This window comes from Dickeya zeae NCPPB 2538 (assembly GCF_000406165.1).
GTDB classification, from domain to species: Bacteria; Pseudomonadota; Gammaproteobacteria; order Enterobacterales; family Enterobacteriaceae; genus Dickeya; species Dickeya zeae.
Genome location: NZ_CM001977.1, coordinates 2348420 through 2375304 on the forward strand (window position 1 = coordinate 2348420; position 26885 = coordinate 2375304).

Sequence of the window (26885 nt, forward strand, 5' to 3'; positions counted from 1 at the left end):
GGTGATAACGATGAGGCTATGCCCGTAAACTCAACTGTCAGACCCCGACAGATCGGGGTCTGAGGGCATTTAGGCCAACTGGCCAAGCGAGGCCGGTTCGAACCCTTTAAGGCTATCCAACTCATGACGATGCACTTTCGCCGCCCAATGAGAGTCGGTCAGCAGTGCACGGCCTACCGCGATCAAATCAAACTCATCGCGTTCCATACGTTCCAGCAACGTATCCAGACCCGCCGGACCAGACCCTTGCCCGGCAAACGCACCGAAGAAATCATCAGACAGCCCGACAGACCCCACGCTAATGGTTGCCGCTCCCGTGACTTTCTTCGCCCAGCCAGCAAAGTTCAGGCCGTTTTCACCGTCGACATCCGGGAATTCCGGTTCCCAGAAACGGCGCTGTGAACAATGCAGAATATCCACGCCAGCAGACACCAGCGGAGCCAGCCAATCCTCCAGTGCCAGCGGCGTCGGAGCCAAACGCGCACTGTAGTCCTGCTGCTTCCATTGGCTAACACGCAAGATCAGCGGGAAATCCGGCCCTACCGCTTCACGGACGCTTTTCACCACTTCGGCGGCAAAATGCGCACGCTGTTTAACCGTTGCGCCACCAAACGCATCAGTACGCAGGTTGGTTTCCCCCCAAAAGAACTGATCGATCAGGTATCCGTGCGCACCATGCAATTCCAGCGTATCAAACCCGAGGCGCTTCGCGTCAGCAGCCGCGCGGGCGAAGGCGGAAATGGTATCGGCAATGTCTTCTTCCGTCATGGCGTGCCCACGCTCGACCTCTGGCGAGAACAAGCCCGACGGACTTTCGATATCATCCGACTCCCAGTCCATACCGGGATACGGTGCTGAACCGACGTGCCATATTTGCGGCCCCATTTTACCGCCTGCGGCATGAACCTCGTTAATCACCTTCTGCCATCCATTCAGCGCACGTTCGCCGTGGAAAAATGGAATACCAGGATGATTACGTGAACCGGGCCGATCCACTACCGTACCTTCCGACAGAATCAGGCCGACCTCACCTTCTGCCCGACGACGGTAATAAGCGGCAATATCATCACCCGGAATACCTTCAGGTGCAAAGCTCCGAGTCATCGGCGCCATCACGATACGATTTTTTAATTTCAGTGTTTTCAACGTAAAAGGACGGAACAGCACATCAATATTGGCCATGTAATCATCTCCTTGGGCATGAACCTGTGATGGTATACAATGTAAACTTGGTGTCAATCAGGCACGTTCATGCTACCAGGTAGCCTTAAGGAAACCACCATGCTGAAATCTTGCGCCACCCCTTACTCCCACGCTAACTGCCCTAGCCGCTTTTTGCTGGAACAAATCGCCGACAAATGGTCGGTACTGGTGTTAGGTGCATTATGTGAGAAGCCACTGCGCTTTAACGATCTCAAACGCAGTCTGGAAGGGATTACGCAAAAAGCCCTGACACAGTGTCTGCGCAAACTGGAACGCAACGGTATTGTGGAACGACGGGTGCTGGCGTTTTCGCCGATTGCGGTGGAATACCATATCACGCCCCTGGGCCACACGTTGAAAGAACCGTTTCAGGCGCTGTATCGCTGGACGGTCGAGTATCTGCCGCAGGTAGCGCAGGCGCGCGAGCGATTTGATCAGCGGCTCAGTGAGCAGGAAAAAGCGATGTCCGACGCGCAGGCCTGAGGCGGTTGTGCAGCGAACCTCGCTTTTCCTCAGTATCAGGACACCGTAAACGACATCATCATACCGGTGTCCTCATGCTCCAGCAGATGGCAGTGCGCCATGAACGCCCGCTCTTTCGCCGCCGGGTGATTAAACTGCACCAGCACCTCGCTGCGTGCGCCTTCCACATGCACAATGTCCTTCCAGCCACGCCGGTGCGCAGCAGGCGGTTTGCCATTTTCGGACAGAATGCGAAAACGGGTGCCGTGAATATGGAAAGGATGCAGCATCATGTCGCCCTGCCCGGAAATACTCCAGATTTCATGCTCGCCGCGTTTCACATCAAACATCGGCTGCCCCATCTGAAACGCGACACCATTGATACGATTAGCCGACAACAGATCCAGCGGTGCGAGCCCGGCTTGTGGGTCCATTGCCCCGTGATTCATATCGCCGGAGTTCATACCGTTATGCTTCATGTTGCCATGATCCATGCTGCCGTTACTCATCGCGCCATGATTCATACTGCCGTGATTCATACTCATGCCTTGTTGCCCCATGCCCGATGGCATAGACATGCCAGCATCATGCGACATCCCCGGCATTGAGCCGTGCGCGTTCATGTCCATCCCTGACATCGCCTGCATACCATAACGCACCATGAGTGCCTGCATGCCCAGCATGTCAAGCCGCGGGTCCATCGACAGCTGTAACTGGCGCGTTTTCAGGCCCGCCGTTGACGGCAGTGCCGGTAATGGCACCAGCGTTTCTGGCAACTTGCCTGTCCCCGGTTGAGCGGAAGGCTGGATACGCAGCACCGGTAAGGGTTGGTCAAACGGCGGCAGACGCATCCCCATTTGTGTCACTGGCAACGCCACCATATCGAACGCTTTGCCGTCACGCGCGTCGACCAGGACTTCAAACCGCTCGCCCATCAACACCGTCAGGTTACTCACCTGCACTGGCTCGGCCAACAACCCACCATCACTGGCAATCACATACAACGGACGGCCATCACTGCTCGCCAGTGTTAGCGAACGTGCGTTACATCCGTTAAGAATACGCAAGCGTAACCAGCCGCGTGGCGCAGTGTGCTGCGGATAGCGCGCGCCATTAGTCAGCATCAGGTCGCCGAACCAGCCAACCGCTGCCGACATCACATCCAGTTGATAGTCAATCTGCCCTTTGGCGTCCAACCGCTTATCTTGCAGAATCAATGGAATATCATCCACACCCCATTGCGCAGGTAACGGCAATGCACGGCTGGCGGCATCCTGAATCAGGATAAGCCCGCCCAGCCCCATCGCCACTTGTCGCCCAGTCACGCCATGGGTGTGTGGATGAAACCACGCTGTCGCAGCCGGCTGTTCAACCCGGAATGTCGCCGTCCATGTTCCACCCGGTGCGATCTCTGCCTGTGGGCCCCCATCGGCATCCCCAGGAATTTCCATGCCATGCCAGTGCAGAGTAGTGGTTTCAGGCAAGGTATTGGTGACATTCATCGTCACCGTCTTGCCTTGCTCCAGTTGCAGTGCTGGCCCTAAAAATCCGCCATTGATGCCCCAAGTAGCGGTTTCCCTCCCCGCCAGCCAACGCATACTGCCCGTTTGCAGTGTCAGTGCAATGTTGCCTGCCGCATCCGGTGCCAGCAGAGGTGGCACTGGCAGGCTTGGGCGCTCATCAGCCCAGACAGAACGGCTCCACCAGGGCAACAGGCTGGATGCCCCCAGCATAGCGCTCAATTTGATAAACTCACGGCGACGCATACCGCTCTCCTCCAGTCAGTTATCATTCAAAAAAGTGATGACAATAACTGGCAGACTGCACCTTCCAGTAACAGGAAGGTCAAGCTTTTTATCTCATAGCAATGGCACTATCCATAGCGCAATCAGGAGGAAACCATATCAAACCGACCTGACGCGCTTTAATATTCCTTTCGTCCCAGCCAGCGCTCTTTCAGGATGCTGCCACGGATGCCAATATCCAGCAGTGGACGCGATGGAATCCAATTCGGTTTACCCAGCGACTGCATCTCGGTAATCAACGGATTATCGACACCGCTTGCCAGATCCGCCAGCGTGCTGCCAGCAATGGTTTGCTTCGAGATACCGGCACCATTGCACCCCAAGGCAGCATACAGATTATCGCCATATCGCCCCCAGGTCGGCGCACCGTTGCGGGTCACACCGATCATCCCAGACCAGGTATGCGCGATAGCCACATCCGCCAGTTGCGGGAAACGGGATAAAAAGATCGCCTGATGCCGCCGCGCGATATCTGCCGTGTACCTTGCCGTGACAGTGTAACCTGGCACATAGGTGACATGCTGGCGAATCAAAAAACGGTGGTCACGGGTGTAACGCAACGTTGCCCCGGCGATGGCATTTGCTGGCGTCATCCCCCATTCACCAATATTCCCGATGCGCTGTCGCTGCTCCGTCGTCAGCGGCTCGGTTAAGGTAGCGAATGTCGATAATCCTGCCACCTGGTGGGAAAACATCGGCAATTGCCGGGCGCAACCGTTCGTCGCCACCATCACCTGCCGGGCCTGCACCTCACCGTAAGGTGTTCGCACCCGCACCGTCGTGCCAGGTTGGATCTCCAGTACCGGCGAGCGCTCATACAGCGTGACATTATCAGGCAGGTTATCCGCCAAGCCCCGTACCAGCGCCGCCGGGTTGAGCAAGACACAATTCGGCGTATAGATAGCCGCGTGGTAATAAGGCGTGCCTAATTGGCGGGCCAGATTCTCGCCTTGTAATAACTGATAGGGCTCTGATAGAGACTGTAATTCGTGAGCATACTGGTCCAGTAACGTCCCTAACTCAGGGCGGACAATACAGTGATACTTACCGCTGCGGTTCCAGTCACATGCAATACCATAGCGGCTGATTTGCGCCTCCAGTTGCGCCAGCCCTGCCTGCAACAGACGCCGATAACTGGCGGCTTTTTCCAGCTCTGCGGTGGAACTGCCGATGTTGTGCGGCAGGTCAATGGCAAACCCGGAATTGCGCGCGGAGGCGCTGCCATCAATATCAAGCGCATCCAGCACCACTACCTGCTCATGTGGGCGGTTTTCCGCTATCCGGCGGGCAAACGCCAGCCCGGCATATCCAGCCCCAATCACCAACCAATCAGCGTGGATAGACTGGCGCAGTACCGGTTTTGCTCCTCGTGGCGGTAACATCGCCGACCAGCCATTGGTATTGGCATCCAGCGGTAATGCGTTGATGTTCACGTTCTCTCCTGTATATAGGCGACAATCCTCCATGTTACCGGTCACCGATGCATATTGACAAATAACTTATTCAGTAAAGCGTTATGCATGGAATAACACTATCACCTATCAACATCGCACATAAATATAGGTATGTGCGTCAGGATTCATGTTGCAATTTTTATATTTATTTGGATATTGATAATAATAGCTTCAAAATTGTCTCCCTGTCCTGGGCACTGATTGTCATCATATTTACTGCCTGCTGCTGGATCAGGTTATTTTTTGTAAATTCAGACAACCCAGACGACATATCAAGATCACGATAACGTGACCAGGTTATTTTCCCTGTCGAAACCATACTGTTATTTAAATCGACTAACGATTCAAATCGATTTTCCAGACTACCATACTGACCAAGATAACCATTCAGTGTCTGCATTGCTTTATCAAGCAAGCCAATAGCGTTTAATGCATTAGCGCGAGTGGTGACAACCGTTCCCGTTAATCCGAGTGAATCCGTATCCGAGGGCGTAGGTTCAATAACCAGACTATCGCTTGCCATGCCAGCAGAGGCCTGTAACAACACCGAAACTGGCTCACTTATCGGTGGCAAGGGTGGTAATGGCGAGACAGACGGTGTGGGGAGTGCATCCCATTTCACCTGACCGGTGAACGCACCACTTCCAATCACCATCAGAATAAGATCTTCTGTAACGTTATCGATATTTACCTGCTCAAAGCGGTTGGCACCGTTGCTTCCGTCGTTGAAACCACCGCTGCTGGCGTCTTCATAACGGTCACCATCACCACTGTATGTCAGGGTCATACCATTATAGGTTCCAACTGCACTACCATTGATATTGTAAGTCGCGCCGCCTTCAAGCAACGAACTGGCATCATAGCTGGCTCCAGCAAGAAACCCATTGGCTGTAGTCAGAACTTTCGCATTGGCGGATGCCTGATCAGTCACGCCATTATTCTTCCATACAATATCCGGGTCGCTGCCTTCGAGTGGTGTACCGACAAGGTGTTTCCCATCGCGGCTGAATATCTCTATATCATCGTCAGCCCCCAGTGAATCAATAAAGATTGTCAGGTTCTTTGCCCCTGTGGGGATATAAGCAACCGAGATGATTCCGGAATTAAATGAATAGCTATTACCACTGACAGGGAAACGTGAAGATAATGGTAATGTTGAACCTAACTGCTGTGGTAATTGTTTTTGTGTGGTCGGGGCTAGTGGGTATTTATCAAAAATTGTTGTCGACATTGCCGTATGATCGATATCCTCCATAAGTGCAGTATATTCGATTTGTATGGCCTGCCGGTCATTATCATTGAGCGTATCATTGGCGGCCTGCAACGCCAGTTCACGAGCACGCTGCAATTTTTTCATGATGCTATCAACGCCGCTTTCAGCTGTTTGAACCAGACTGATTGCGTCATTGATTCCTTTCATAATCATATTAGCCGAATTGATATTCGAGGTTACCCGATTAGTGATTGCTATCCCTGCTGCATCATCCTGTGCACTATTAACACGTAAACCAGATGATAAATTTTCAATATCTTTTTTTACATTCGATACTGCTTTTTCATAATTAGAACGGACTCGTCCAGAATCAGTTAAACTTATCATAAATCAACTAACCCAGAATATTATTATAGGAAATGACGTGTGTAGTATTATTTTTGATTCACCGGTTAAGCAATTTACACATATAAAAATTAATAATCAATTGAAATATAAAACAGCCTTTCATTTAGCTGACTATAGACAGCACAACGCCAGACACAGACTCATCCATCAACGGAATCAAGGTAAAAAAATGCCCGCAGGCGCGGGCATTTTTCACAGAGTAACAAAGCGTTATGATGCCTGTTGCGTCGTTTCCGCTGTTTCGGCACCAAACCCGCGTAGTCCCACCACATGAACATGTTCGTGGTTCTGGAATACTTTTCGCACCAGTTTGTAGGTGGTGCCTTTTTCCGGGCTGATGTTTTCCGGCGCGGCGATAATCAGCTGCATTTCCAACCGCTCGCACAGTTCGAACAAGGTAGCGATGGATTTCGCATCCAGACGCGCCGCTTCGTCGAGGAACAGTAGACGGCACGGCGAAATGTCTTTGCCGCGTAAACGGCGAGACTCTTCTTCCCAGCTCTGCACCACCATCACCAGAATCGACATCCCGGTACCGATCGCCTCCCCCGTAGACAAAGCTCCACTCTCGGCACGCAACCAGCCATCAGCACCACGGTTGACCTCCACTTCCATCTCCAGATAGTTGCGGTAATCCAGCAGTTCTTCGCCGATAGTCTGTGGTGTGCGCTGGCCCATGTCGATTTCTGGGTTCAGGCGCTGGTACAGCTTCGCCAATGCTTCAGAGAAGGTCAGGCGGGTGCTGTTGAACAGGTCCTGATGCAGTTCCTGCTGCTCAGACAACACATTAAGCAGCGTAGTGTGAGTCTCGCGCACGTTAACATTCAGACGCACGCTTTTAACCTGACCGAACGCCACCGCCTGTAATCCCTGGTTGAGCATGCGGATACGGTTTTGCTCACGCTGGATGGTTTTGCGGATGATGTTCGCCACACTGCGTGAACTGATCGCCAGCGTTTTCTCACGGGCAGTGAGTTCTTCCGTCAGCCGGTTCAGTTCTATCTCCATCTGTTCGATGGCTTCCACCGGGTCATCGGTACGGATGATATCCTGACGAATACGCTCGCGCAGATGCTGATATACCGCAATGTAGAACTGGACTTTGCGCTCTGGCCGTTTCGGATCTTCCGACATGCGCAGCACGTCACGCAGGTGTTCGTTATCCGCCACCGCCTGACGCAGTGCCCCCAGCGCCTTATCCGACATCGAGCGCAGTTCGTCGCCGCTCATATATGCCAGTTCACGGCGGTGCAAACGGCGCTCTACACCATTGTCTTTCACCAGCCGCATCACTGCGCACCAGCCTGCTTTAGCCGTCACCACCTGCTCGCGCATGACGTGGTAATCCCGCTCCAGCTTACGCAGTTTCTTCTGCAAGCTATCCATTTCCGCTTCACAGAAGGTTATCTGTTTTTCCAACTGGTTACGGCGAGAACGGTTGGCGCTCAGCGCCGCATGCAGTTCATCACGACGTGTCCGGGCACGTGCTTCTGCATCGGCGTCAGCACGAACACCGATATCCGACAGCTCTTGCGTCAACTCCTTGAGCATGTCGCGTTTAGCGTCATAAGAACTCTTCAGCGACGCCTGCAACTGGCTGTATTGGGTCAGTTGCGCCTGATGCTGGCGCAGTTGCTCGCGGGCGCGGGTACGCTCCTGCTCCGCCTGTTCCAGCCGCTGACGCAGTTTGTCGTTGAGGTCGGCGTTGGCATTGAGCATGCCCGCCGAGTCGGTATAGCTGAAGTGTGCACGGCGCTGCACCACTTCGGTCAGGGCGAATGCCTGCTGTTTGGCAGTACGTTGCGCCGCCTGCGCCTGCGCATAATCTTCACGCATTTGCTCATGTTGCTGCGGGTCGTTTTGCAACACCGCCGCCAGCGGCTCCAGTTTCACCAGTGAAGCACCATGCTGCTGCATAAAACGCGCGGCGTCTTCGGCTTCATCCAGTTCTTCGCGCAGTTCCTCCACCCGATCGGCCAACGCATCATCACACAGCAGGCTGATACGCGGGATCAGGCGGTTTAGCATACCGACCTGCTCTTTCGCTTGCTCGTACTGCTGACGCTGCTGCTGATTTTCGTTATCGAAATTGCTGATAGCGCGATCCAGCTCGCTACGGCGGCTACTAATCTGGCGGATTTCAGCTTCCGGGTCCGCGTCAAACACCACCGCTAAGTGGCTGCCGATAAAGCGACTGAACGCCTGATGCAAACGCTGGATTTTCTGGACGTCAAACGACAGCGTGGCGTACTGTTCCGCCAGTTGCTCGCGCTCTTCACGCAGACTCTCCAGGCGCTGTTCACGGGCCGCACGACCAAACAGTGGCACCTCGGGGAAGCGAGAATAACGCCACTGACGATCGGCGATTTTCACCACCACCGCTTTTTCCAGCTCTTCGACTTCAAACACGCTATCGTCAAACGACTGTGGATCCCCTTCGATCAGATAGAGATCTTCCGGGCAATCGTCCAGACCGGCCAGTTGCTCGCGCACCAGCGACAGATCCGTCACCACGATGGCGTGACGCGACGGGCCATATAACGCGGAGAAGTACGGCGCGTCATCCAGCGTCACGTCGTCATAGATTTCGGACAGCAGCACACCGCCAAACCGCTCCGCCAGTGCGTTAAGCCGCGGGTCTTCAGAGCCGCCCGGCTGACTCAGGCGTTCAATCTGCGCATCAATGTGCTGCTTACGAGCCGCTACACTGTCGCGCTCCACCGTGGTTTCACGTTCGCGCTCCAGCAATTGCTGCATGAATTCGGTGACTTGCTGGCTATCGGCAAAATGTTCGCCGCTCTGCTCACCTAACTGGGTCAGCGCTTCCTGCGCCGCCAGCCATACCGGTGCGCGCGTGGTCAGTTGCGCGATCCGCTGCTGGATCTGTTCCAGTTCCTGACGCAGCGCCAGACGATGCTCGCCGGCCTCCGACACTCGGACGGACAAATCTTCGATACGCGCTTCCAGTTCCTGTTGCAGGTCGTCGAGGTCTTCCGGCTGATAATCCTGACCGCTACGCTTGATGAATTCCTGCAACAAACGCTCGGCGTCTTGTTGTTCGCGCTGGCGCTGTTCCAGTTCCGACACCCGCATGCGCAGCGGTTGCACCTGTTCAGCCAGATAGCGCTGGGAAGAGCTGTCGCGCAACAGGTCACGGGCAACGTCCCAGGCTTCGCTGCGACTGACAGCACCGGCAATGCGGCACACCAACTGATAAGCCTGCTCGAACTGGCTGTTGGCGGCATCTGCCACACTCAGCTTTTGCTCCAGCATCAGCAGCAATTCTGTCGCTTCCTGCTCTTTGGCCTGGAAGCTGTCGAGCCACTCATCGGCGTTATCTGCCGTCAGTTCAGGTATCTGACACAAGCTACGAGCGCGCTCCAGCGCTTGTTGTGCCTGCTGGTACTGAATCGCACGCGTTTGCTGCACATCCAGCGCCTGCTGGTAATCGGCCAGTTGGCTCTTCAGCTCGTCTACTTCCTGCTCGGCGGCGTCAGCGCGGGCTTCATTCTCTTCGAGTTGATCACGCGCTTCTTCCACCACCTCGTTTTGTTCTTCCAGCCGGTAACTCAGCTCTTCCAGGTCGGCGTTGTAACGCTCGATTTTCTCCTGTTGGCGCATCGCGGTCTGCACCAGATTGAGGTGATCGCTGGCGGCCTGATAATCGGTTTCGAGATCGCTTTCAGCGCCGCTCTGTTCTTGCAGCTCACGCGCCATTTCCACATGGCGGGTTTGCTCGGTGATCAACTGTTTACGGCTGGCGAACAACTCGCGACGCAGCGCCAGCGCGCCATCCAGATGCACGCGTCGCTCATTGGCATGGCGCATGTAGTCCGCCGCCACGTACGAGGTCGCTTCAGAGATCAGGTGCTTAAACAGATCACGGTCCGACTGGGTAACGCGGATGGCTTCCAGCGTCATGCGGTTTTCGCGCAACGCGGCTTCCATATCCTGGAAGGCTTTACGCACGCCGCTGTTTTCCGGCAGCAAATAATCGCGCAGCGAACGGGTAATGGCACTGGAAATCCCGCCGTACAGCGAGGCTTCGATCAGGCGATAAAACTTACTACGGTCCGATGCCGAACGCAGGCGTCTGGGCACTACGCCCAGATCAAACATCAACGAATGGTAATCGGTGATGGAATTGAACTGCTTGAACTGAACGCCTTCGTACTCGTCAAGCCGGTCTTTGACATCCTGCAACGACAGCACGCGTGCCTGCCGCTCGCCCACCGTCTGGGTGAGGATCTGCGTCGGGGAAACGGCAGTCGGCAGGCCTTGAATCGTGAACGGTTTAATATCCACCTTGCGATCGCGCCCGGCAACCTGCTGCAAGCGCACCCCGACCAACACACGCTGATGGCGGGAGTTGACGACATCAAGTACCGAGTAACACACCCCGGCACGTAGCTTACCGTGCAGCCCTTTATCACGGGAACCGCTGGTGGCACCCGCTTCTGTGGTGTTACGGAAGTGCAACAGCGTCAGATCGGGGATCAGCGCAGTGATAAACGCCGCCATGGTGGTGGATTTCCCGGCGCCGTTGCCTCCGGACAAGGTGGTCACCAGTTCGTCCAAATCAAACGTGCGGGCAAAGAAGCCGTTCCAGTTAACCAGCGTCAGTGAGCGAAATTTACCGCGTTCAATCATTCCTGTTCATCCTCAGCACGTTGATCATCACCGGAGGCGTTATCGCCAGTCCCCTCATCGCTATCGTCCAGCGACAGGCTGCCGTCTATCGGCATGGCTTCGCCATCACGGATCATCCGCAACTGCGCTTCACGTGGGTCATCGCCACTACGCACATCGGCACCAAAACGGAACACCGCTTCGGTGATACGGAATTTGCTGCTGTCGACACCCATAAAATAGATCATGCCAAGACGACGTAACCGGTTAAGCGAGGTGCGCACCTTCTCCTGCAATTTCTGCCGGTCAAGGTCCGAGCCGGTGGAACGCTGGTTTACCAGCTTCAACAATTTGTTCTCATCCGCCAGGCTCAGCAATTCTTCATACAGTTCCTGTTGGCTGAAAATGCCCTCATGCGCCAGCCGCTCGGGGCTGAGGTAGAGATAACAGAGAATTTTGCCCACCATCATATCCAGCTCGGACAACACCGAACGCGAGATAAGCGTGGTGGAGCGCGGTCGCAGGTAGAAAAAGCCCTCGGGAGCGCGAATCAGCTCCACGTTATAACGGCCGTAGAACTGCTCCAACTCATCCTGAAAATCCATCAGGAAAACGTGATTTTCCAGCTCTTCCACACCAATGTGGCGACCGGCGCGCAGTTGGCTGTCCAGCGCCGGAAATAAAGTGTTAGAGAGCGCGGTCATCAGCCGGGCGGAAACGTGTTGATCAATATTTGTCGATGACATGGGCCTGTACCTTGGCTCCGTAATCATTGATTGCCTGCCACAGCGCAGGCAATCCGGTGAAATCAGCTTCGGCCACGCCCAGGCGAACTGCCTGGTCGACCACGATTCGGGCAACATCAAAATGCTGCGAGCGCGGGTACTGCGTCAGATATTCCCGCACAACGTCACCCAGATTAAGCGGTATTTGTTGCTGTTTGTATTTCTGCAGCGCCTGCTCGATCATAGCGGCGATCTGCTCACGAATTTCACTGAAGGCTTCATACTCCAGATCCGGCGGCAACTCACCGGTGACCTCTTCGGAACGCAACGCCAGCTCTTCATCGCGCATGTCCAGCAGGCGATCCGCGTTGGCGTAGGTCAGCGCCCACGGCGCTTCGAAATAACTTTGTACCGACTGACGCAACCGCTGGGCAAAGACGCGATTCTTATCCATATCGATAGCGGTACGGATAAATTTGTGAACATGGCGGTCGTAACCGATCCACAGGTCAATGCTTTGCTGGCCCCAGCTAATAATGCGGTCGAGCTTACCTTGCAGGTCAAAAACCAAATTGTCGACAAACGCCAGCTCAGCATGGCCGAGCGTCGCGTCCTGAATACGCAGCAGGCTGGTTTGTAACTTGTCACCCGCCGCTTCCAGCGTGTCCTGTAATTCACGCAAGGTATCGGAGGTTTCGGTCAACAGTTTTTCACAACTGGAAATCGCCGCACGCCAGTCCTGATTGAGCAGCCCGGCGATATTCTCTTTCACCCCCTGCTGCTGCTCATCCATCACGCGCTGTGACAGGTCGATACTATCGAAGATTTCCGCCACCGAATACTTGAGCGGCGCGAACACATTACGGTGCCAGTGAAACTCGTCGCCACCCTCTTCTGCGGCCTCGGCCGCACGCCCCAGTTCCTGCGCCACGATCGACAACTGCATCGACAAACGCAATGCGGAGAACTCACGCTGACGAATGTAATAGTCAGTGATACCGATACCCAACGGCGTCAGCCGGTAAATCGCGTTGCCATCCGCCAGTTCACTGGTGAATCGGTTGATCAAACGCTGACGCACCAGGTCGTTGATGGCATTGTTGGCGCGCACCGGAATGGTTTCATGGGTTTGTTCAAAGCCTTTACTGACGTGACGAAATGCGTCCACCAGTTCCCCTTCGCTCATTTCGCCGTCCATACGCTCACCGTTTAGGGTGGCGATAGCCAGCAAAAACGCCAGACGCTCGGTGGGCAGCGTAATGGCGAAGTCATTTTTTCTCGCCCAGGCAACCAGTTCGGGTACGGTCTGGGAAAAATCACTCATAATGCATCCTTCATAGGGGGCTTATGCGCCATAACATGAATGTAGCGCCCCAGGCTAACAAAGGGCTCCTGCCGACAATAGCGCTGCTCCAGCGCCAGCAGCAGGTCAAAATCGTCAATCTGTTGTTGCTTATTCTGCAGGTAGTCATGAAACACCCGGATGCCGGTCTTACCGCTCAGTTGCAGCCCCAGGTCAGCAAGCCACTGATAGACCTGCGGCGGGTCCAACGGGTGATCCGGTGACAGCGAACGCCGTTTGCGCTTGGGCATACCGGCTTCGACATAACCGAAATTACCCAGCACCATATTGCGCATCACCAACGCCTGATGATTGTAAAACATCAGCGATAGCGCACCGCCCGGTGCCAGACAATCGGTCAACGCACGCAACGCGTGTTGCGGCTCTGCAACCCACTCCAACACGGCGTGAAACAACACCAGGTCGACCGGTTGCGATAAATGCGCACCGATATCCTGCGCAGCGCAGCGCACGAAACGCATGTTATCCGCCACGCCCTGTTCACACGCCGCTTCATGGGCGCGCGTAATCATCTCATCGGAGAGATCGCACAACAACACCTGATGGCCCAACGCTGCCAAACGGCGGGACATTGGCCCTTCGCCACCGCCCGCATCCAGAATACGCAGCGGTTGTGACGGCAGGCGTGTCAGCAGGGTTTCCAGATCCTGCCACAATACCGCCTGACGTAACCGCCCTTTGGTGGTGCCATAAATGTTGCGGGCAAATTTGTCAGCGATATCGTTAAAATTACGATCCTGCATTCCATGGTTCTGCATGATGGGTGACTGTACTACCTAAACAACTGGTTTTTCTCTGAACCTGACATTCTGTCACAGGCTGGCCTGGAATAAATGGTTTGAACACGCTAATTTCGCCCGTATGATGTTTTTTCATTCAAAAGGGACGCTATTTTATGCTGTTTGCCGTCAAAAAATACATCGGTAGTCTGTTACTGCCACTGCCGTTGTTAATGCTGGTGCTGGGTATCGCGCTCGCCCTGTTGTGGTTTTCGCGCTGGCAAAAAACCGCCCGAATCATGCTGACCGGCGGCTGGCTGGTACTGTTATTGCTGAGCCTGCAACCCGTGGCTGACAGGCTGCTGTTGCCATTGGAATCCCGTTACCCGACCTGGACGCCGGATTTTCCTAAAGTGAATTACATCGTGGTGTTGGGTGGCGGGTATACCTTTAATCCAGACTGGCCGCCCAGCGCGAACCTTATCAACAACAGCCTTGCCCGGGTCACCGAAGGTATTCGGCTCTGGCGTGCTAACCCTGGTGCCAAACTCATTTTTACCGGCGCTGCAGCACAGGGTAACCCCGTAACCAGCGCCAGCACTGCGGCGCGGGTTGCAGAAAGCTTGGGTGTGCCCGCACAAGATATCCTGCTGGTGGATAAAGCGCACGATACGGAAGAAGAGGCGGCGGGAACCGAGGCCTTGATCGGCAAGCAACCATTCTTGCTGGTCACCTCCGCCAACCACCTGCCGCGCGCGATTCGTTTCTTTCAGGCTCGCGGGCTACATCCCATTCCTGCACCCGCCAATCAATTGGCTATCACCTCGCCATTGAACCCCTGGGAGCGGGTATTCCCCTCCGCGCTCTATCTGTCTCACAGTGAACGCGCCTGGTATGAGGGACTGGGGCTTATCTGGCAACAAATGAAAGGGGTCACCCCCCAGCCGGAATCCTGATCGTCGACCGACTGAGAGCGGATAGACTGACAACAGTAACGCGGGTGATTCAGACATCACCCGCGTCGCTGATTATTCAAGCCAGGGCAGTAATTCCCGAGTTGCGGTATCAAATAAGGGGCGATCCAACTGGCCGGTGTGGATATAACGGGAAACCGCCGCCCACAGGATGTACAGCCAGCGGCGGCAAACAAAGGATTCTGCCAACGGTGCCTGTTTCAGATAGTGATAAAACAACTGCTCCGGCATACCCGGCTCTTCACACAGGCGGAACAGGTCATACTCTCGCGGGGCCCACAGCATCATGCCAGGGTTGATCATCGCCAGCAATTGATCACTACGGGGGTCTTTGAGCATGCTGCGCAAGGTCAGATTGCCATGCACCAGTACGCAATTGTCATCAAAGTCCTCAAACAATCTGGGCAGACTTTGTCGTGAACGGTACAGCACGGTGCGATCCTGCTGGGTCAGTTGCGTGGCATTGACATTCATCAACGTAGCCCACAGTACCTCCAGTCGCTGGCGATACCAGTTTGGCCAGCTATTATCCTGCGTGCTGTCGACCGTGCCGACGCAACCATGACTGTCGATGCGGTGCCACGCCAGCATGTTCTCGACAATCTGATCCATCAGTAACGTCCAGCGCTGGGGCGAGCGGGACGGTGCTTCTACCGATACACCACGCAAGCGTTCGATGAGCAGCAACTCCTTATAAGGTGCCTGATGTGTCATCACCATCCCGTACACGGTAGGTAGCCTGACTTCACCTTCGCGGGACAGCATGGTCAGCTTATAGGCTTCCTGTCCGGCAACGCCCTGGCAAATATAACTTTTTGCCAGCAGTGGCATCGCATTGCCCGCGTGATCGTACAGAGCATACAAGTGCGCGTAAGGTTGTTCACTGATGCGTTCAAGGCGACTGAGTGATTCCCCCAGCACCGTACTCAATTCAGCTTTCAAGAGTTCCATAAGCGACCTATCTCGCGGTTGCAGACTGGTGTCATTGTCACATGCTTTTATCATGCTAGTAGCACATCACAATTTCCCCAATGCAGATCAAAGAAAGCGGGATATACAACGGTGCAACTGATTGACGATAGACAGTATTCAGTCCCCCGCAGAACGGACATCCGCCACTGTCGCTGGTTTACCGGCAAAAAAAGGCCCGCCGAAGCGGGCATCAGTGAGACTATCCGGTGGTATCATCATCTATTCTTCCGGATAGCGGCCACACCTCTACGTATTTTCAACTCACCTTATTTCAGCTCAAACGCCCCCAGATCCGGCGCGGCACCTTGATACGCAATCTTCACGTCACCGCCCTTATCGATCATCCAGCTATCTGTTGCCAGACGCAGGTGTTTAAGCACCGGCAAACTGCCATCGGCCTGACGCGGCGCGTCCCAACCGGTGGTCGATACACTCTGGAATTCCGCATCAGAAATCACGTTGCTGTAATTCCAAGAGTTGTAGCGCATATTCGCGCCATCGGTATAGGCCAGTGACTGCGACTTCGCCGCATAAGAAATATTGTTGCGCAGGGTACCCAATGCTATCGCGTTACCGTTTTCATCAATGCCCCGCATGCTGAAGTTAACCGCATTTCTGTACGACGTATTGTTGAAGAAATCGTTCGCAACCGGATGGTGGTTAGCATAGAAACCGGCAGCTTTATTCAGAAACGCCACTGAATTTCGCACAATGTGTTTCGGCGCATTGCTAATATATTTGGCGCCATAGCCACCCGCCTTGAAGCCGTTGCCGTTACCGGCCGCCAGCGATGTCGTGGTACCGGGCAGATAGCCGTGAGACCAGGCCCAGGAGTTCTCGATAGTGACCGATGAATACGCATTGATAAGATCAAAACCATCATCCGAATTAGACCAGGCACGGCAGCCGCTGAAAATATTGCCCGGCATGTTAGCGGCGATATGCGCACCGAAACCATCACCACTCTGTCCGGCACCATTAGACGTCAACGGATCATAGTTATGGTGCGAGTCAGAATTAAGTACGGTGTTATTCGCGCCATTTTGCAAGAATAACCCCGTCCCCATGATGTGATGGATATCGAGCTGCTCAAACCGATTGTTGCTGCCTTTTATCCATACACCCCATGATTCATGGTTTTTATTATTGTTTTGCGGCACGCCTTTTATTTCAAGCCCTTTCAGGGTTATCCAGTCTGCGACGACGTTAAACCCTTTAACGCGGCAATCATCTTTCATCTGGCTGAAATCAAACACCGGGGTTTCACCGGTATAGGCGACATATTCAATGCGTTTGCCGGAGGTGCCACTCTTGTTGAGAGTAATCGCATTCACGATATCCGTCTGGCTGGCGCAGCTGTTAAGACCGGCGGTAAAAGTATAGGTACCACCGCGAACCCACAGGCGATCGCCAGGGGAGAGGGTTTGCTGTGCACGAGCGAACGATTTCCAGGGGGCGCTTTTACTGCCATTGCCTGAATCACTGCCGTTCGGCGCCAGATAGTATTCCGCCGCCAGAGCTTGTGCGGCAGTCCCAGTCAGTACGCATCCCATGATTATGGGTAAAAGTTTTTTATTCATGTTCATTGTTACTCCATCCTTAAGTAAAAAAATCAATACATTCATCATAATGGGATGAATGCCATCCAATAATAGGCCATGGTTAATCATTGTGCATCCATGTCATCGGTTTTTATTATTCCGATCGCTTTTTCATTCCTTTTTTCATTCCTCTGTTTCATTACTCCTGCCAATAACAAAGACTGGTCATTTCAGCCGCTGGGTTTACTCATTACAGGATTACCCTCTTTTCAGGCGAAGCTGACAAACGAGGCTGGCGACAGGCGTTATGCTGAACGATTGATACTGACAGCAACAATATGTGGGATAAAAAAAGCGCATGTGTTGTTAGCACATGCGCTTGCGAGACGGTATACCGAAACCGACGTCAGTTAGCCATCATGACCGCTCTGACCCGAGCCAGATCTTCAGGCGTATCGACACCGACGCTCGGCACTTCTTTTGCTACCGCAACATGGATCTTCTCGCCGTACCAGAGCACACGCAGTTGCTCCAGCATTTCGATTTTTTCCAGTTGGCTGGGTGCCCAGCCAACATAGCGACGAATAAATCCGGCGCGATACGCATAAATTCCGATATGTCTCAGGAAATGATCACCGATAGTCTCCTGGGATTCGGCAAAGCGGTCGCGTTCCCACGGGATTGTGGCGCGCGAGAAGTAAAGCGCATACCCTTCCGCATCGGTGACCACTTTCACCGCGTTCGGATTAAACGCTTCCTCACAGGTCGTGATCGGCACAGCCAGCGTTGCCATACCAGCACGGCTCCCCGCCAGATTATCTGCCACCTGACGAATGATCACCGGCGGAATCAACGGTTCATCACCCTGTACGTTGACGATGATTTCATCATCGGCAAACCCATAACGATCGATCACTTCAGCCAGCCGCTCCGTACCGGAGTTGTGGTCTGGGCTGGTCAAACAGACTTCGCCACCCGCCAGTTCAATGGCACGAGCCACATCGGCATGATCGGTCGCCACCACAACACGGCTGGCGCCCGACTCGCGGGCGCGCTCCATGACGTGTACCACCATAGGTTTGCCATGAATATCCGCCAGCGGTTTACCTGGCAACCGGGTGGATGCATAGCGAGCGGGAATAATTGCGGTAAACGTCATTGTGCAATCTCATCCGGCGCCAGTGATCGGGCTTCGTTTTCCAGCAGTACGGGAATGCCATCCCGTACCGGGTAAGCCAGCCCGTCGACTTTGCAAATCAGTTCCTGTTTCTCTTTGTCAAAAACCAACCGCCCGTTACACACCGGGCAAGCCACGATTTCAAGCAAACGATGATCCATGCTTCCTCCCATCAAGAAGCGATTATCAAAAATAGCCGGTCACCCGGTTTTCGTCTGGCGCGACATACTGTGCGTATCAATCAGTTGCGTCAGACGCTGTAATAGTAACGTCGACTCCGGCGCCGACAATACGGCATCAACCGGCAGATACCACCAGTTGGCTCGCGCAAAAGCGCGGCATTTCACCGCATCTTTCTCCGTCATCATCAGGGGTTGCTGGTCAGAGGCAGTCAGCCGCTGTAACTCTTCAGCTTGCCAGTGTTGATGGTCGGCGAACGCCACTTCACGCACCAGCGTGCTTCCCAGCGCTTTCAGCGTAGCAAAAAAGCGCGGTGGATGGCCGATTCCCGCCATTGCGACCAATGGCGGCAACATCGCTACCGCCCGGCGTTCTCCGGTCAGCAAATTCACGGCATCGCCCGCCGTCAGTTGCATAGCAATTTCGCCCGATCGAGCGTCACCGCCATTAACAATGACTGCGTCAACAGTCCGCAAACGCGAGGCACGCTCCCGCATCGGTCCGGCAGGCAACCACCAGCCATTCCCAAAACGACGAATGCCGTCTACCACCACCAGCTCCATATCCCGAGCCAGTGCGTAATGTTGCAAACCGTCATCCGTTACAATCACATCCAGTGGGTGCTGAGCCAGCAATGCCTTCACTGCCTCACAGCGTTTAGGGGCCACAGCAACGGGTGCACCGGTACGCTGGTAAATCAGTAGCGGTTCATCACCAGCCTGTGCAGTAGTCACCTCATCAGTAACCCGTAGCGGATAGTGTTCCGCTTTGCCGCCATAGCCACGCGATACCACACCAACGCGATAACCCTGTTGCTGCAATTGCTCCACCAGCCAGATAACAACCGGTGTTTTACCATTGCCGCCCGCCGTCAGATTTCCAACGACTACCACTGGCACTGGCGCACGCCACACCTTACGCCAGCCATACTGATAACTCAGACGTATAAGATGGCTCACCAGCCCATAGAGCAACGACAGCGGCAGCAACACCATATACAGCGCAGAGCGCCCCGACCAGATGCGTTCAATCATGCGCCAAACTGCAATTTGTGGAGCTGGGCATAGGCCCCGTTTCGCGCCAGCAACTCAGCATGCTGACCACGCTCGATGATCTGCCCGTCCTCTACCACCAGGATTTCATCCGCATTTTCAATCGTGGACAAACGGTGGGCAATAACCAGCGCAGTACGGTTCTTTTGCAATTCGTCCAATGCCGCCTGAATAGCGCGTTCTGATTCGGTATCCAGCGCTGATGTCGCCTCATCCAGAACCAGAATCGGGCAATCCCGCAACAGCGCACGGGCAATAGCGATACGCTGACGTTGACCGCCAGACAGTAACACCCCGTTCTCACCGATGACGGTATCCAACCCCTGATCCAGCTTGCCGATGAAATCCATCGCGTGGGCCATTTTGGCCGCCCGCTCGATATCCTCACGGCTGTAGCGATCACCGCAGGCATAGGCAATATTGTTGGCAATGGTATCGTTAAACAGGTGAACATTCTGCGATACCAACGCCACCTGGCTGCGTAATGATGGCAGCGTATAATCGCGTAAGTCGCATCCATCCAACAGAATTTTGCCAGACTGGATATCGTAAAAACGGGTAATGAGATTGGCGATGGTCGACTTGCCAGAACCTGAGCGCCCTACCAGCGCCACGGTTTTTCCGGGCGGGATATGCAGGCTAATATTTTTTAACGCCAGCGTTTCTTTACCAGGATACGCGAAGTTGACATCACGGAATTCGATATTGCCTTTAGCGTGCTCCAGTACACGAGTACCGGTGTCTTTCTCCTGCTCCATATCCAGAATGGTAAACAGGGTCTGGCAGGCGGCCATACCACGCTGAAACTGCGCATTGACGTTAGTGAGCGACTTCAATGGCCGCATCAGCGTAAACATGGAGGAGAACACTACCGTGATGGTACCGGCCGTTAACGTTTCCATCACAGACGGGAAACTGGCGGCATATAACACGAATGCCAGCGCCAGAGAAGCAATCAACTGCACCACCGGGTCAGAAATGGAAGACGCGGATACCATTTTCATACCCTGCTGACGCATGCGATTGCTGACGGCATCGAAACGCTCCGCTTCGACGGACTGCCCGCCAAAAATCAGCACTTCTTTGTGCCCTTTCAGCATCTGCTCAGCGCTGGTCGTAACCTGCCCCATGGTGTTTTGCATATTTTTGCTGATACTGCGAAAACGCTTTGACACCACCCGCATGCTGTAGGAAACGAACGGTGCAATCAGCACCAAAATCAGCGATAACTGCCAGCTGTACCAGAACATCAGCACAAACAGGCCGATGATAGACGCCCCTTCACGCACCACGGTTACCAGCGCGTTTGACGATGAGGAGGCCACCTGCTCGGAATCATAGGTGATACGCGATAGCAATGTGCCGGTAGATTGCTGATCAAAGAAGGACACTGGCATCCCCATGATGTGACTGAACAGTCGACGACGCATGTTCATCACCACTTTGCCCGATACCCAGGCCACACAATAACTGGACACATAACTGGAAATGCCGCGCATAATCATCAACCCGATGATAGCCAACGGCATCCACACCAGCACACTGCGATCAGCCTTGCCGAATCCGTCATCCAGCAACGGCTTGAGCAGGGACAGCATCAGCGTATCGCCTGCGGCGTTGACCACCAGCGCCACAGCCGCAACGGCCAGCCCGGCTTTATAGGGGGAGATCATCGGCCATAGGCGACGAAACGTCTGCCATGTGGAGAGATCTTTATCATTAATCATGCAATAAACCTGAGCCTTTGATAAATAGCCGTCTATTATTACTCATTATCCCGGCCAGCGCCAAACCACTGATGATACCAGCGAGGTGATATTTCACCCCGGTAGCGCAACATTTCGATGCTTTCGTCGAAAAAATGCACACTCAATTGCCCGCTGCTGGCTGTATCACGCCAGCGATACCCCATTTGAAGGTAACGCCTTACCACGCTGACCGCTGGCAAGCGCCACGGATTGTATCGGGAATTAGACGACAATACGGCTTTCGCCCCCACAGCCCGTAAAAACGGTGGTGATGACGATGTGGTGCTGCCATGATGCGGTACTTGCAGAATATCCGCCGCTAATTCGCCCGGTTGTGTGCGCAATAATACGGCCTCATCTTCGCGCTCTACATCGCCAGTCAGCAATACCCGATAATGCCCATCATCGACCCGAACCACACAGGAATCGTGATTGCCAGCTTCACGAACCCGTAGCGGCGGCCAGATAACGCTAAATGTCAGCCCCTGCCAACGCCATTGTTCCCCCTGAACACAAGGATGGTGGCTCGGCGCAAGCAACGAACTGTATATCGGCACCGATGGAAAAGCGCTCTGTAATGTCTTCAGCCCACCGCGGTGATCCAAATGGCTGTGACTCAGGATAATGCCTTCCAACTGTAGCCCTCGCCATTTAAGATAAGGCAGGATTTCACGCTCGGCACTATTACCACCTTCCCAGCCGGGCCCTGTATCGTACAGCCAGGCTTTGCCTTGCTGTTCAATCACTACCGCTAGCCCATGCCCGACATCCAGCATATCGATACGCCACAACGGTGCCGGTGGTTTAGGACGCAGCACCATAAAAAGAACCAACGCCAGCAGACTGAACGGGTATGTTCTCCACCAGCCAAAGCGCCAGACAATAACCGCCAGCCATCCTGCTACGCTGTACGGCACAAGATGTTCTCCAAGTGGTAACCAGCCCGGCGGCATAGCCTGCAACGGCAGGAAAACCAGTGCCAGCGATCGATCGGCCAGCCACCAGAGACCTTGTGCCATCACCGGAATCCCCATTAGCGGTAACGCCAGCAGAATCAACGGCGTCGTCACAAATGAAACCAGCGGTACCGCCCACAAGTTGGCAGGTAGCGAACTTAGGCTAACACCATGAAAGATCAACACCTGCAGTGGCATCAGCAGCAGTGTGACACCAGCCTGCATATGTAATCCGCGCAGCCATACCCATCGCCATGCGTGTTGTATGTGCGGCGGCAAAGGTGCCCATTGATACCAAAAAATCAAGGCTGCAACCGCCAGTGCCGAGAGCCAGAAACTGTCTGAGAGAACGCTCAGTGGATCACTGACCAGAATTACGGCCACACACCACAACCACACCTGCCATGATGACACTGACAGACCTCGCAATCTGATCAGTGTCCAGCACGACAAAGCCAGCGCCGCTCTTACTGCAGGCGGGTTTCCTCCGGCCAGCCAGACATACACCCAGGCAAAACACAAACCACACCACATCGGGATGCGATGCCCAACCCGATGGGCTGGCAGCAGATATTGCACCGCACGAACCAGACTCCAGCCAAGCAGCGCTGCCAGTGCAATATGCAACCCCGATATCGCCATCAGGTGCATAATCCCTGTCTGTCGAAGTACGTCGAGCACCGCGTCGTCCACCGTGGCCATTTCCCCAACCGCCAGCGCCAATATGATTGAGCGCCACAGTAACGACAGGGTTTGCTGTTCCAGGACATCAACCAGTCGCTGGCGCAACCCGCATGATGATGTCTCAACCTCCGCAACCATGATCCGCCCGGTAAATGGTTGGGCTTTCGCCAGCGCCCAGCGCTGGCGATCAAATCCCCCTTCATTTAACCGGCTATGTACAGGACGCAGCCGTAATCGAAGGTTCCACTGCTGCCCACCGCACCAGTTACTCATCTGCGGTTGTGCATCCAGCCTTGCATAGAGCGGCGGAAATACCCAACGCCCGTTAATCTGTAGCAAGCGCACCACGACCTGATCGGCATCCGCTTGTGCAAATCGGACACTGCTCACGCTGACCTTCGCTGTCAGCGGCTGTCTGGTATACCGTTCCACCTGATCCAGCACCAAACGTCCACTGTAGAAGCTCCAGAGCACACCAATCACCACCAATCCGAGGAGACAAAAACGTGATCGCAATAACCACAATGCGGGAAGCCCCCACCACAGCACTCGGGTATCCGGCATCTCTGGCATGATCAGCAACAGCAGTGGCCCCACACTCAATGCTGTTGCCAGTTGGTTCAATGAGATTCTGATGGCGATTCCCTTACCCGTTGTCGCCGATGTTCCGGCAATCCTCCTTTCCGGCTGCAGTCTGCCACCGCACCATCCCCGGTAGTAGACCGAAATGGCACATCAGGAATGCGTTACGCAAACAACCGCAATAGTTGCACACCATTACATTGAGACTGCGAGGCGCTATGAACGTATCAACACGCCCCAGACACCGCTGTTGACAATCAACCCTGTCCCGGTCAATCGTCTATCACGATCACATCACCACTTAGGTATGCAGGTGTAGAAATTCAGGGATGACTATTGAAAAGGGAGACCTCACGTATGGCTGATAGACACGGCATTTTGTCAGTAGGGGCTTTGCTACTCGGTTCATTGGCGCTATCAGCCTGTACGGTTGCTCCCCAGAGCTCGCCTGGTGACAATCCGATTCAAAAGGTGGCAAACGCCGCCAACGAATGTACTACCGGTATACTGGCACAGGTGAAGCAGCTCGGTGGGAAATACCAGATAATAACCCGGTATTACATTAAGAATCAGACGATTGAGATGAACGGCGGCAGAGTTGTCGATACACAGGTACGAGAGCTTCCTGCTATCAATGCCACATCCTTAGATAACGGCAATCCCGGCAGCGCCTGGCGTGATTGCATGAAGGGGAAAAACGCTCTGGCACCGGAAATCGTGATGAGTCAGTCGTAAGCCAGGCAAACGGCTTGTATCAGATGCAGTGCCCCGCCCAAACGCATCAGGGCCGGAAACCGGCCCTGAATCAGTGAAATTACTTCGCCTCTACCGGCGGTTTGATTTCACCCATTTCTTTAATTTTGCGGGACAGCTCACGACGCTCTTTCGACAGTTCCGCATTCTTGATGATGTATTCATCAACACGGTCTTCATAGTCGCTACGCATGTTAGCAATAATGTTCTGGATGTCTTCAATCGACATACCCGGCTTGATGTACTCACTCAGGTTATCCAGCAGCAGTACACGCTTCTGGTTATCGCGGATTTTCTTTTCGTTATCTGCAATTTCACGCTGCAGCTTGTTTTTACGACGGAACATACGCACGAATTCCAGCACATCCTGGAAACATGGCTTAGTGTTACCCTTATCCATTTCTCTACCCTTACTTAACGATTAAGATTCGTCACGCGGAAACCGCTCTGCGTTAACCATACAGGTTAGCCGCTATCGTCGACAAGGTGGTTTACCCACATCGCTGATGCAATCGTTGCCTTTCTGTGCACCCTATCACTCCCGCGAGCGGATTGCACCTGACTCGATTCAACACAGCATAACATCGCTGCGGTCGACTTTAGTCAGACGACAGGATGGTTTACCATGGCGACTTTGTGTTGTCCGTCACCCTTTTTACTGAAAGAGTAATACGTTGCCGTTGCGCTGGCGAACCATTGCGCATGGTTCTAAGGCTAGCTAAAACCGGCGATGACAAACACGCTTCGCGGCGGTATGAGTATTTTATAACGCACGCCGACGTCAGGCTGAACAGAGAGAAACCGTGCAAAACCAACACATCGAACCCACTTTTTTCATCCACGATTATGAGACTTTTGGCAAACACCCAGCCAAAGATCGCCCGGCGCAGTTCGCTGGTGTCCGTACTGATTTGAATTTTAACGTGATTGGCGAACCCGTCGTGATCTACTGCCAGCCAGCCGATGACTACCTGCCCGACCCGGAAGCGGTAATGATTACCGGCATCACGCCGCAAATAGCACAAAAACGGGGAGTACGCGAAGCCGAGTTTGCCAGCCACATCCACGAGGCGTTCAGCGTGCCAGGCACCTGCATCATGGGATACAACAATATCCGCTTTGATGACGAAGTCAGCCGTAACCTGTTCTACCGCAACTTCTTCGATCCTTATGCCTACAGTTGGCAACAGGGCAATTCTCGCTGGGATTTGCTGGACATGTTGCGGGCATGCTATGCCTTGCGCCCTGATGGCATTGTCTGGCCGGAAAACGACGACGGTTTTCCCAGTTTCAGGCTGGAGCATCTGACTCGTGCCAATGGCGTTGAGCACACGCAGGCACATGATGCGATGTCCGATGTCTATGCCACCATTGCGATGGCGCAGCTGCTTAAACAGGCACAACCCAAACTGTTTGACTATCTCTATGCGTTACGGAACAAGAATAAAGTCAGCGCGTTAATCGATATCCCGCAAATGAAACCACTGGTACATGTTTCTGGTATGTTTGGTGCCGCACGGGGTAATACCAGTTGGATCGTACCGCTGGCCTGGCACCCGGATAATCGTAACGCGGTCATTGTTTGCGATCTGGCGGGAGACATTCAGCCACTACTGGCGCTGGATGCGGATGAATTGCGTACCCGGCTTTATACCCGCCGAGACTTACTGGCGGAAGATGAATCGCCCGTCCCTATCAAACTGGTGCATATCAACAAATGCCCAGTACTGGCACCAGCCAGTACACTGCGACCCGAAGACGCGGAACGGCTGGGTATCGACCGCCAGCATTGTCTGAATAATTTACAATTGTTGCGTCAGAATAGTAGTGTGAGAGAAAAGGTTGTGGCGTTATTTGCCGACGCGCCGCCGTTTGAGGCCGCCAAGGATGTCGACCTGCAACTTTACGATGGGTTTTTCAGTGATGCCGATCGCGCCGCAATGGCAATTATCCGTAAAACTGACGCTCAGCATCTCCCTGCACTGAATCTTCAATTCGCCGATCGTCGGGTGGAGGAGTTACTGTTTCGCTATCGTGCACGCAACTTCCCCGGTACGCTGGACGAACAGGAGCAACAACGCTGGCTGGCACATCGCCGAGAGGTATTTACCGCAGAGCGGTTACAAAACTATTTCGATACGCTGGATCAGCTCTACCAACAGCACGATGGAGACGAAAAGAAAACGACACAGCTAAAAGCACTGTTTACCTACGCACAACAACTGCTGGCTTGATGTCGGTATAAATCAGCAACACAAAACCCGTTATCGAGTATGTAAACGGAA

The 26885-nt window shown here is 54.1% G+C and carries 20 protein-coding genes; 4 read left to right on the forward strand and 16 right to left on the reverse strand.

The features are described 5' to 3' along the window. Positions 1 to 69: 69 nt before the first annotated feature. Positions 70 to 1182, reverse strand: a complete 1113-nt coding sequence (locus tag DZE2538_RS10260) for an NADH:flavin oxidoreductase (RefSeq protein ID WP_023639806.1) — start codon at positions 1180 to 1182, stop codon at positions 70 to 72. 99 nt (positions 1183 to 1281) lie between these two features. Here DZE2538_RS10260 and DZE2538_RS10265 point away from each other — a divergent pair, with 99 nt between their 5' ends. Beyond that, positions 1282 to 1686 (forward strand): winged helix-turn-helix transcriptional regulator, encoded by a 405-nt coding sequence (locus DZE2538_RS10265; protein ID WP_236616958.1) that lies wholly within the window; start codon positions 1282 to 1284, stop codon positions 1684 to 1686. 35 nt (positions 1687 to 1721) lie between these two features. On the opposite strand, the gene cueO is transcribed toward DZE2538_RS10265, so the two are convergent. The 7 genes from cueO to cmoM all read right to left on the reverse strand — a co-directional run bounded on the left by cueO (position 1722) and on the right by cmoM (position 14005). Then, the gene (cueO, locus tag DZE2538_RS10270) at positions 1722 to 3431 is read right to left on the reverse strand and encodes a multicopper oxidase CueO (protein WP_038916268.1); all 1710 of its coding nucleotides are present in this window, start codon (positions 3429 to 3431) and stop codon (positions 1722 to 1724) included. A 158-nt stretch (positions 3432 to 3589) separates the two neighbouring features. Next, on the reverse strand, positions 3590 to 4903 hold the full coding sequence (locus tag DZE2538_RS10275; protein ID WP_038916269.1) for an NAD(P)/FAD-dependent oxidoreductase: 1314 nt from the start codon (positions 4901 to 4903) through the stop codon (positions 3590 to 3592). 166 nt (positions 4904 to 5069) lie between these two features. Beyond that, positions 5070 to 6524 (reverse strand): flagellin, encoded by a 1455-nt coding sequence (locus tag DZE2538_RS10280; protein ID WP_038916270.1) that lies wholly within the window; start codon positions 6522 to 6524, stop codon positions 5070 to 5072. A 231-nt stretch (positions 6525 to 6755) separates the two neighbouring features. Next, a complete protein-coding gene (gene mukB, locus DZE2538_RS10285; RefSeq protein WP_038916271.1) occupies positions 6756 to 11195 on the reverse strand; it encodes a chromosome partition protein MukB in 4440 nt (1479 codons plus the stop codon). Next, on the reverse strand, positions 11192 to 11920 hold the full coding sequence (mukE, locus tag DZE2538_RS10290) for a chromosome partition protein MukE (protein WP_023639812.1): 729 nt from the start codon (positions 11918 to 11920) through the stop codon (positions 11192 to 11194). Before mukE ends, mukB begins: the two co-directional genes overlap by 4 nt. After that, positions 11901 to 13223, reverse strand: coding sequence for a chromosome partition protein MukF (gene mukF / locus DZE2538_RS10295; RefSeq protein WP_016941193.1), 1323 nt, complete (start codon positions 13221 to 13223; stop codon positions 11901 to 11903). Before mukF ends, mukE begins: the two co-directional genes overlap by 20 nt. Beyond that, positions 13220 to 14005 (reverse strand): tRNA uridine 5-oxyacetic acid(34) methyltransferase CmoM, encoded by a 786-nt coding sequence (gene cmoM / locus DZE2538_RS10300; RefSeq protein WP_038916272.1) that lies wholly within the window; start codon positions 14003 to 14005, stop codon positions 13220 to 13222. The genes mukF and cmoM overlap by 4 nt, the downstream gene beginning before the upstream one ends. A 152-nt stretch (positions 14006 to 14157) precedes the next feature. On the opposite strand from cmoM, the gene elyC reads away from it, so the two are divergent. Continuing rightward, positions 14158 to 14937 (forward strand): envelope biogenesis factor ElyC, encoded by a 780-nt coding sequence (gene elyC, locus DZE2538_RS10305; RefSeq protein WP_023639814.1) that lies wholly within the window; start codon positions 14158 to 14160, stop codon positions 14935 to 14937. A gap of 72 nt (positions 14938 to 15009) precedes the next feature. On the opposite strand, the gene DZE2538_RS10310 is transcribed toward elyC, so the two are convergent. The 7 genes from DZE2538_RS10310 to DZE2538_RS10340 form a co-directional block, all read right to left on the reverse strand. Then, the gene (locus DZE2538_RS10310; protein WP_023639815.1) at positions 15010 to 15906 is read right to left on the reverse strand and encodes a YcbJ family phosphotransferase; all 897 of its coding nucleotides are present in this window, start codon (positions 15904 to 15906) and stop codon (positions 15010 to 15012) included. 287 nt (positions 15907 to 16193) lie between these two features. Then, entirely contained in the window at positions 16194 to 17513 is a 1320-nt protein-coding gene (gene pelN / locus DZE2538_RS10315) for a pectate lyase PelN (RefSeq protein WP_038917163.1), read from the reverse strand. Between the two features lie 361 nt (positions 17514 to 17874). After that, complete coding sequence (gene kdsB / locus DZE2538_RS10320) at positions 17875 to 18627, reverse strand: 3-deoxy-manno-octulosonate cytidylyltransferase (protein WP_019846404.1); 753 nt, start codon at positions 18625 to 18627, stop codon at positions 17875 to 17877. Next, the gene (locus tag DZE2538_RS10325) at positions 18624 to 18806 is read right to left on the reverse strand and encodes a Trm112 family protein (RefSeq protein ID WP_012884914.1); all 183 of its coding nucleotides are present in this window, start codon (positions 18804 to 18806) and stop codon (positions 18624 to 18626) included. The genes kdsB and DZE2538_RS10325 overlap by 4 nt, the downstream gene beginning before the upstream one ends. A 39-nt stretch (positions 18807 to 18845) precedes the next feature. Further along, on the reverse strand, positions 18846 to 19859 hold the full coding sequence (gene lpxK / locus DZE2538_RS10330; RefSeq protein ID WP_038916273.1) for a tetraacyldisaccharide 4'-kinase: 1014 nt from the start codon (positions 19857 to 19859) through the stop codon (positions 18846 to 18848). Next, positions 19856 to 21604 (reverse strand): lipid A ABC transporter ATP-binding protein/permease MsbA, encoded by a 1749-nt coding sequence (gene msbA, locus DZE2538_RS10335; protein WP_023639819.1) that lies wholly within the window; start codon positions 21602 to 21604, stop codon positions 19856 to 19858. Before msbA ends, lpxK begins: the two co-directional genes overlap by 4 nt. 38 nt (positions 21605 to 21642) lie before the next feature. Further along, positions 21643 to 23838: a ComEC family protein gene (locus tag DZE2538_RS10340; RefSeq protein ID WP_236617016.1), complete on the reverse strand. Its 2196-nt coding sequence runs from the start codon at positions 23836 to 23838 to the stop codon at positions 21643 to 21645. A 366-nt stretch (positions 23839 to 24204) separates the two neighbouring features. Between DZE2538_RS10340 and DZE2538_RS10345 the strand changes: the two genes are divergently transcribed. Then, positions 24205 to 24582, forward strand: a complete 378-nt coding sequence (locus DZE2538_RS10345; RefSeq protein ID WP_019846400.1) for a hypothetical protein — start codon at positions 24205 to 24207, stop codon at positions 24580 to 24582. 79 nt (positions 24583 to 24661) lie between these two features. Here DZE2538_RS10345 and DZE2538_RS10350 read toward each other — a convergent pair whose 3' ends face one another. Next, the gene (locus tag DZE2538_RS10350) at positions 24662 to 25000 is read right to left on the reverse strand and encodes a DUF496 family protein (RefSeq protein WP_012884919.1); all 339 of its coding nucleotides are present in this window, start codon (positions 24998 to 25000) and stop codon (positions 24662 to 24664) included. Positions 25001 to 25403: 403 nt separating this feature from the next. Between DZE2538_RS10350 and sbcB the strand changes: the two genes are divergently transcribed. After that, the gene (sbcB, locus tag DZE2538_RS10355; RefSeq protein ID WP_038916276.1) at positions 25404 to 26834 is read left to right on the forward strand and encodes an exodeoxyribonuclease I; all 1431 of its coding nucleotides are present in this window, start codon (positions 25404 to 25406) and stop codon (positions 26832 to 26834) included. The last annotated feature ends 51 nt before the right edge of the window (positions 26835 to 26885 follow it).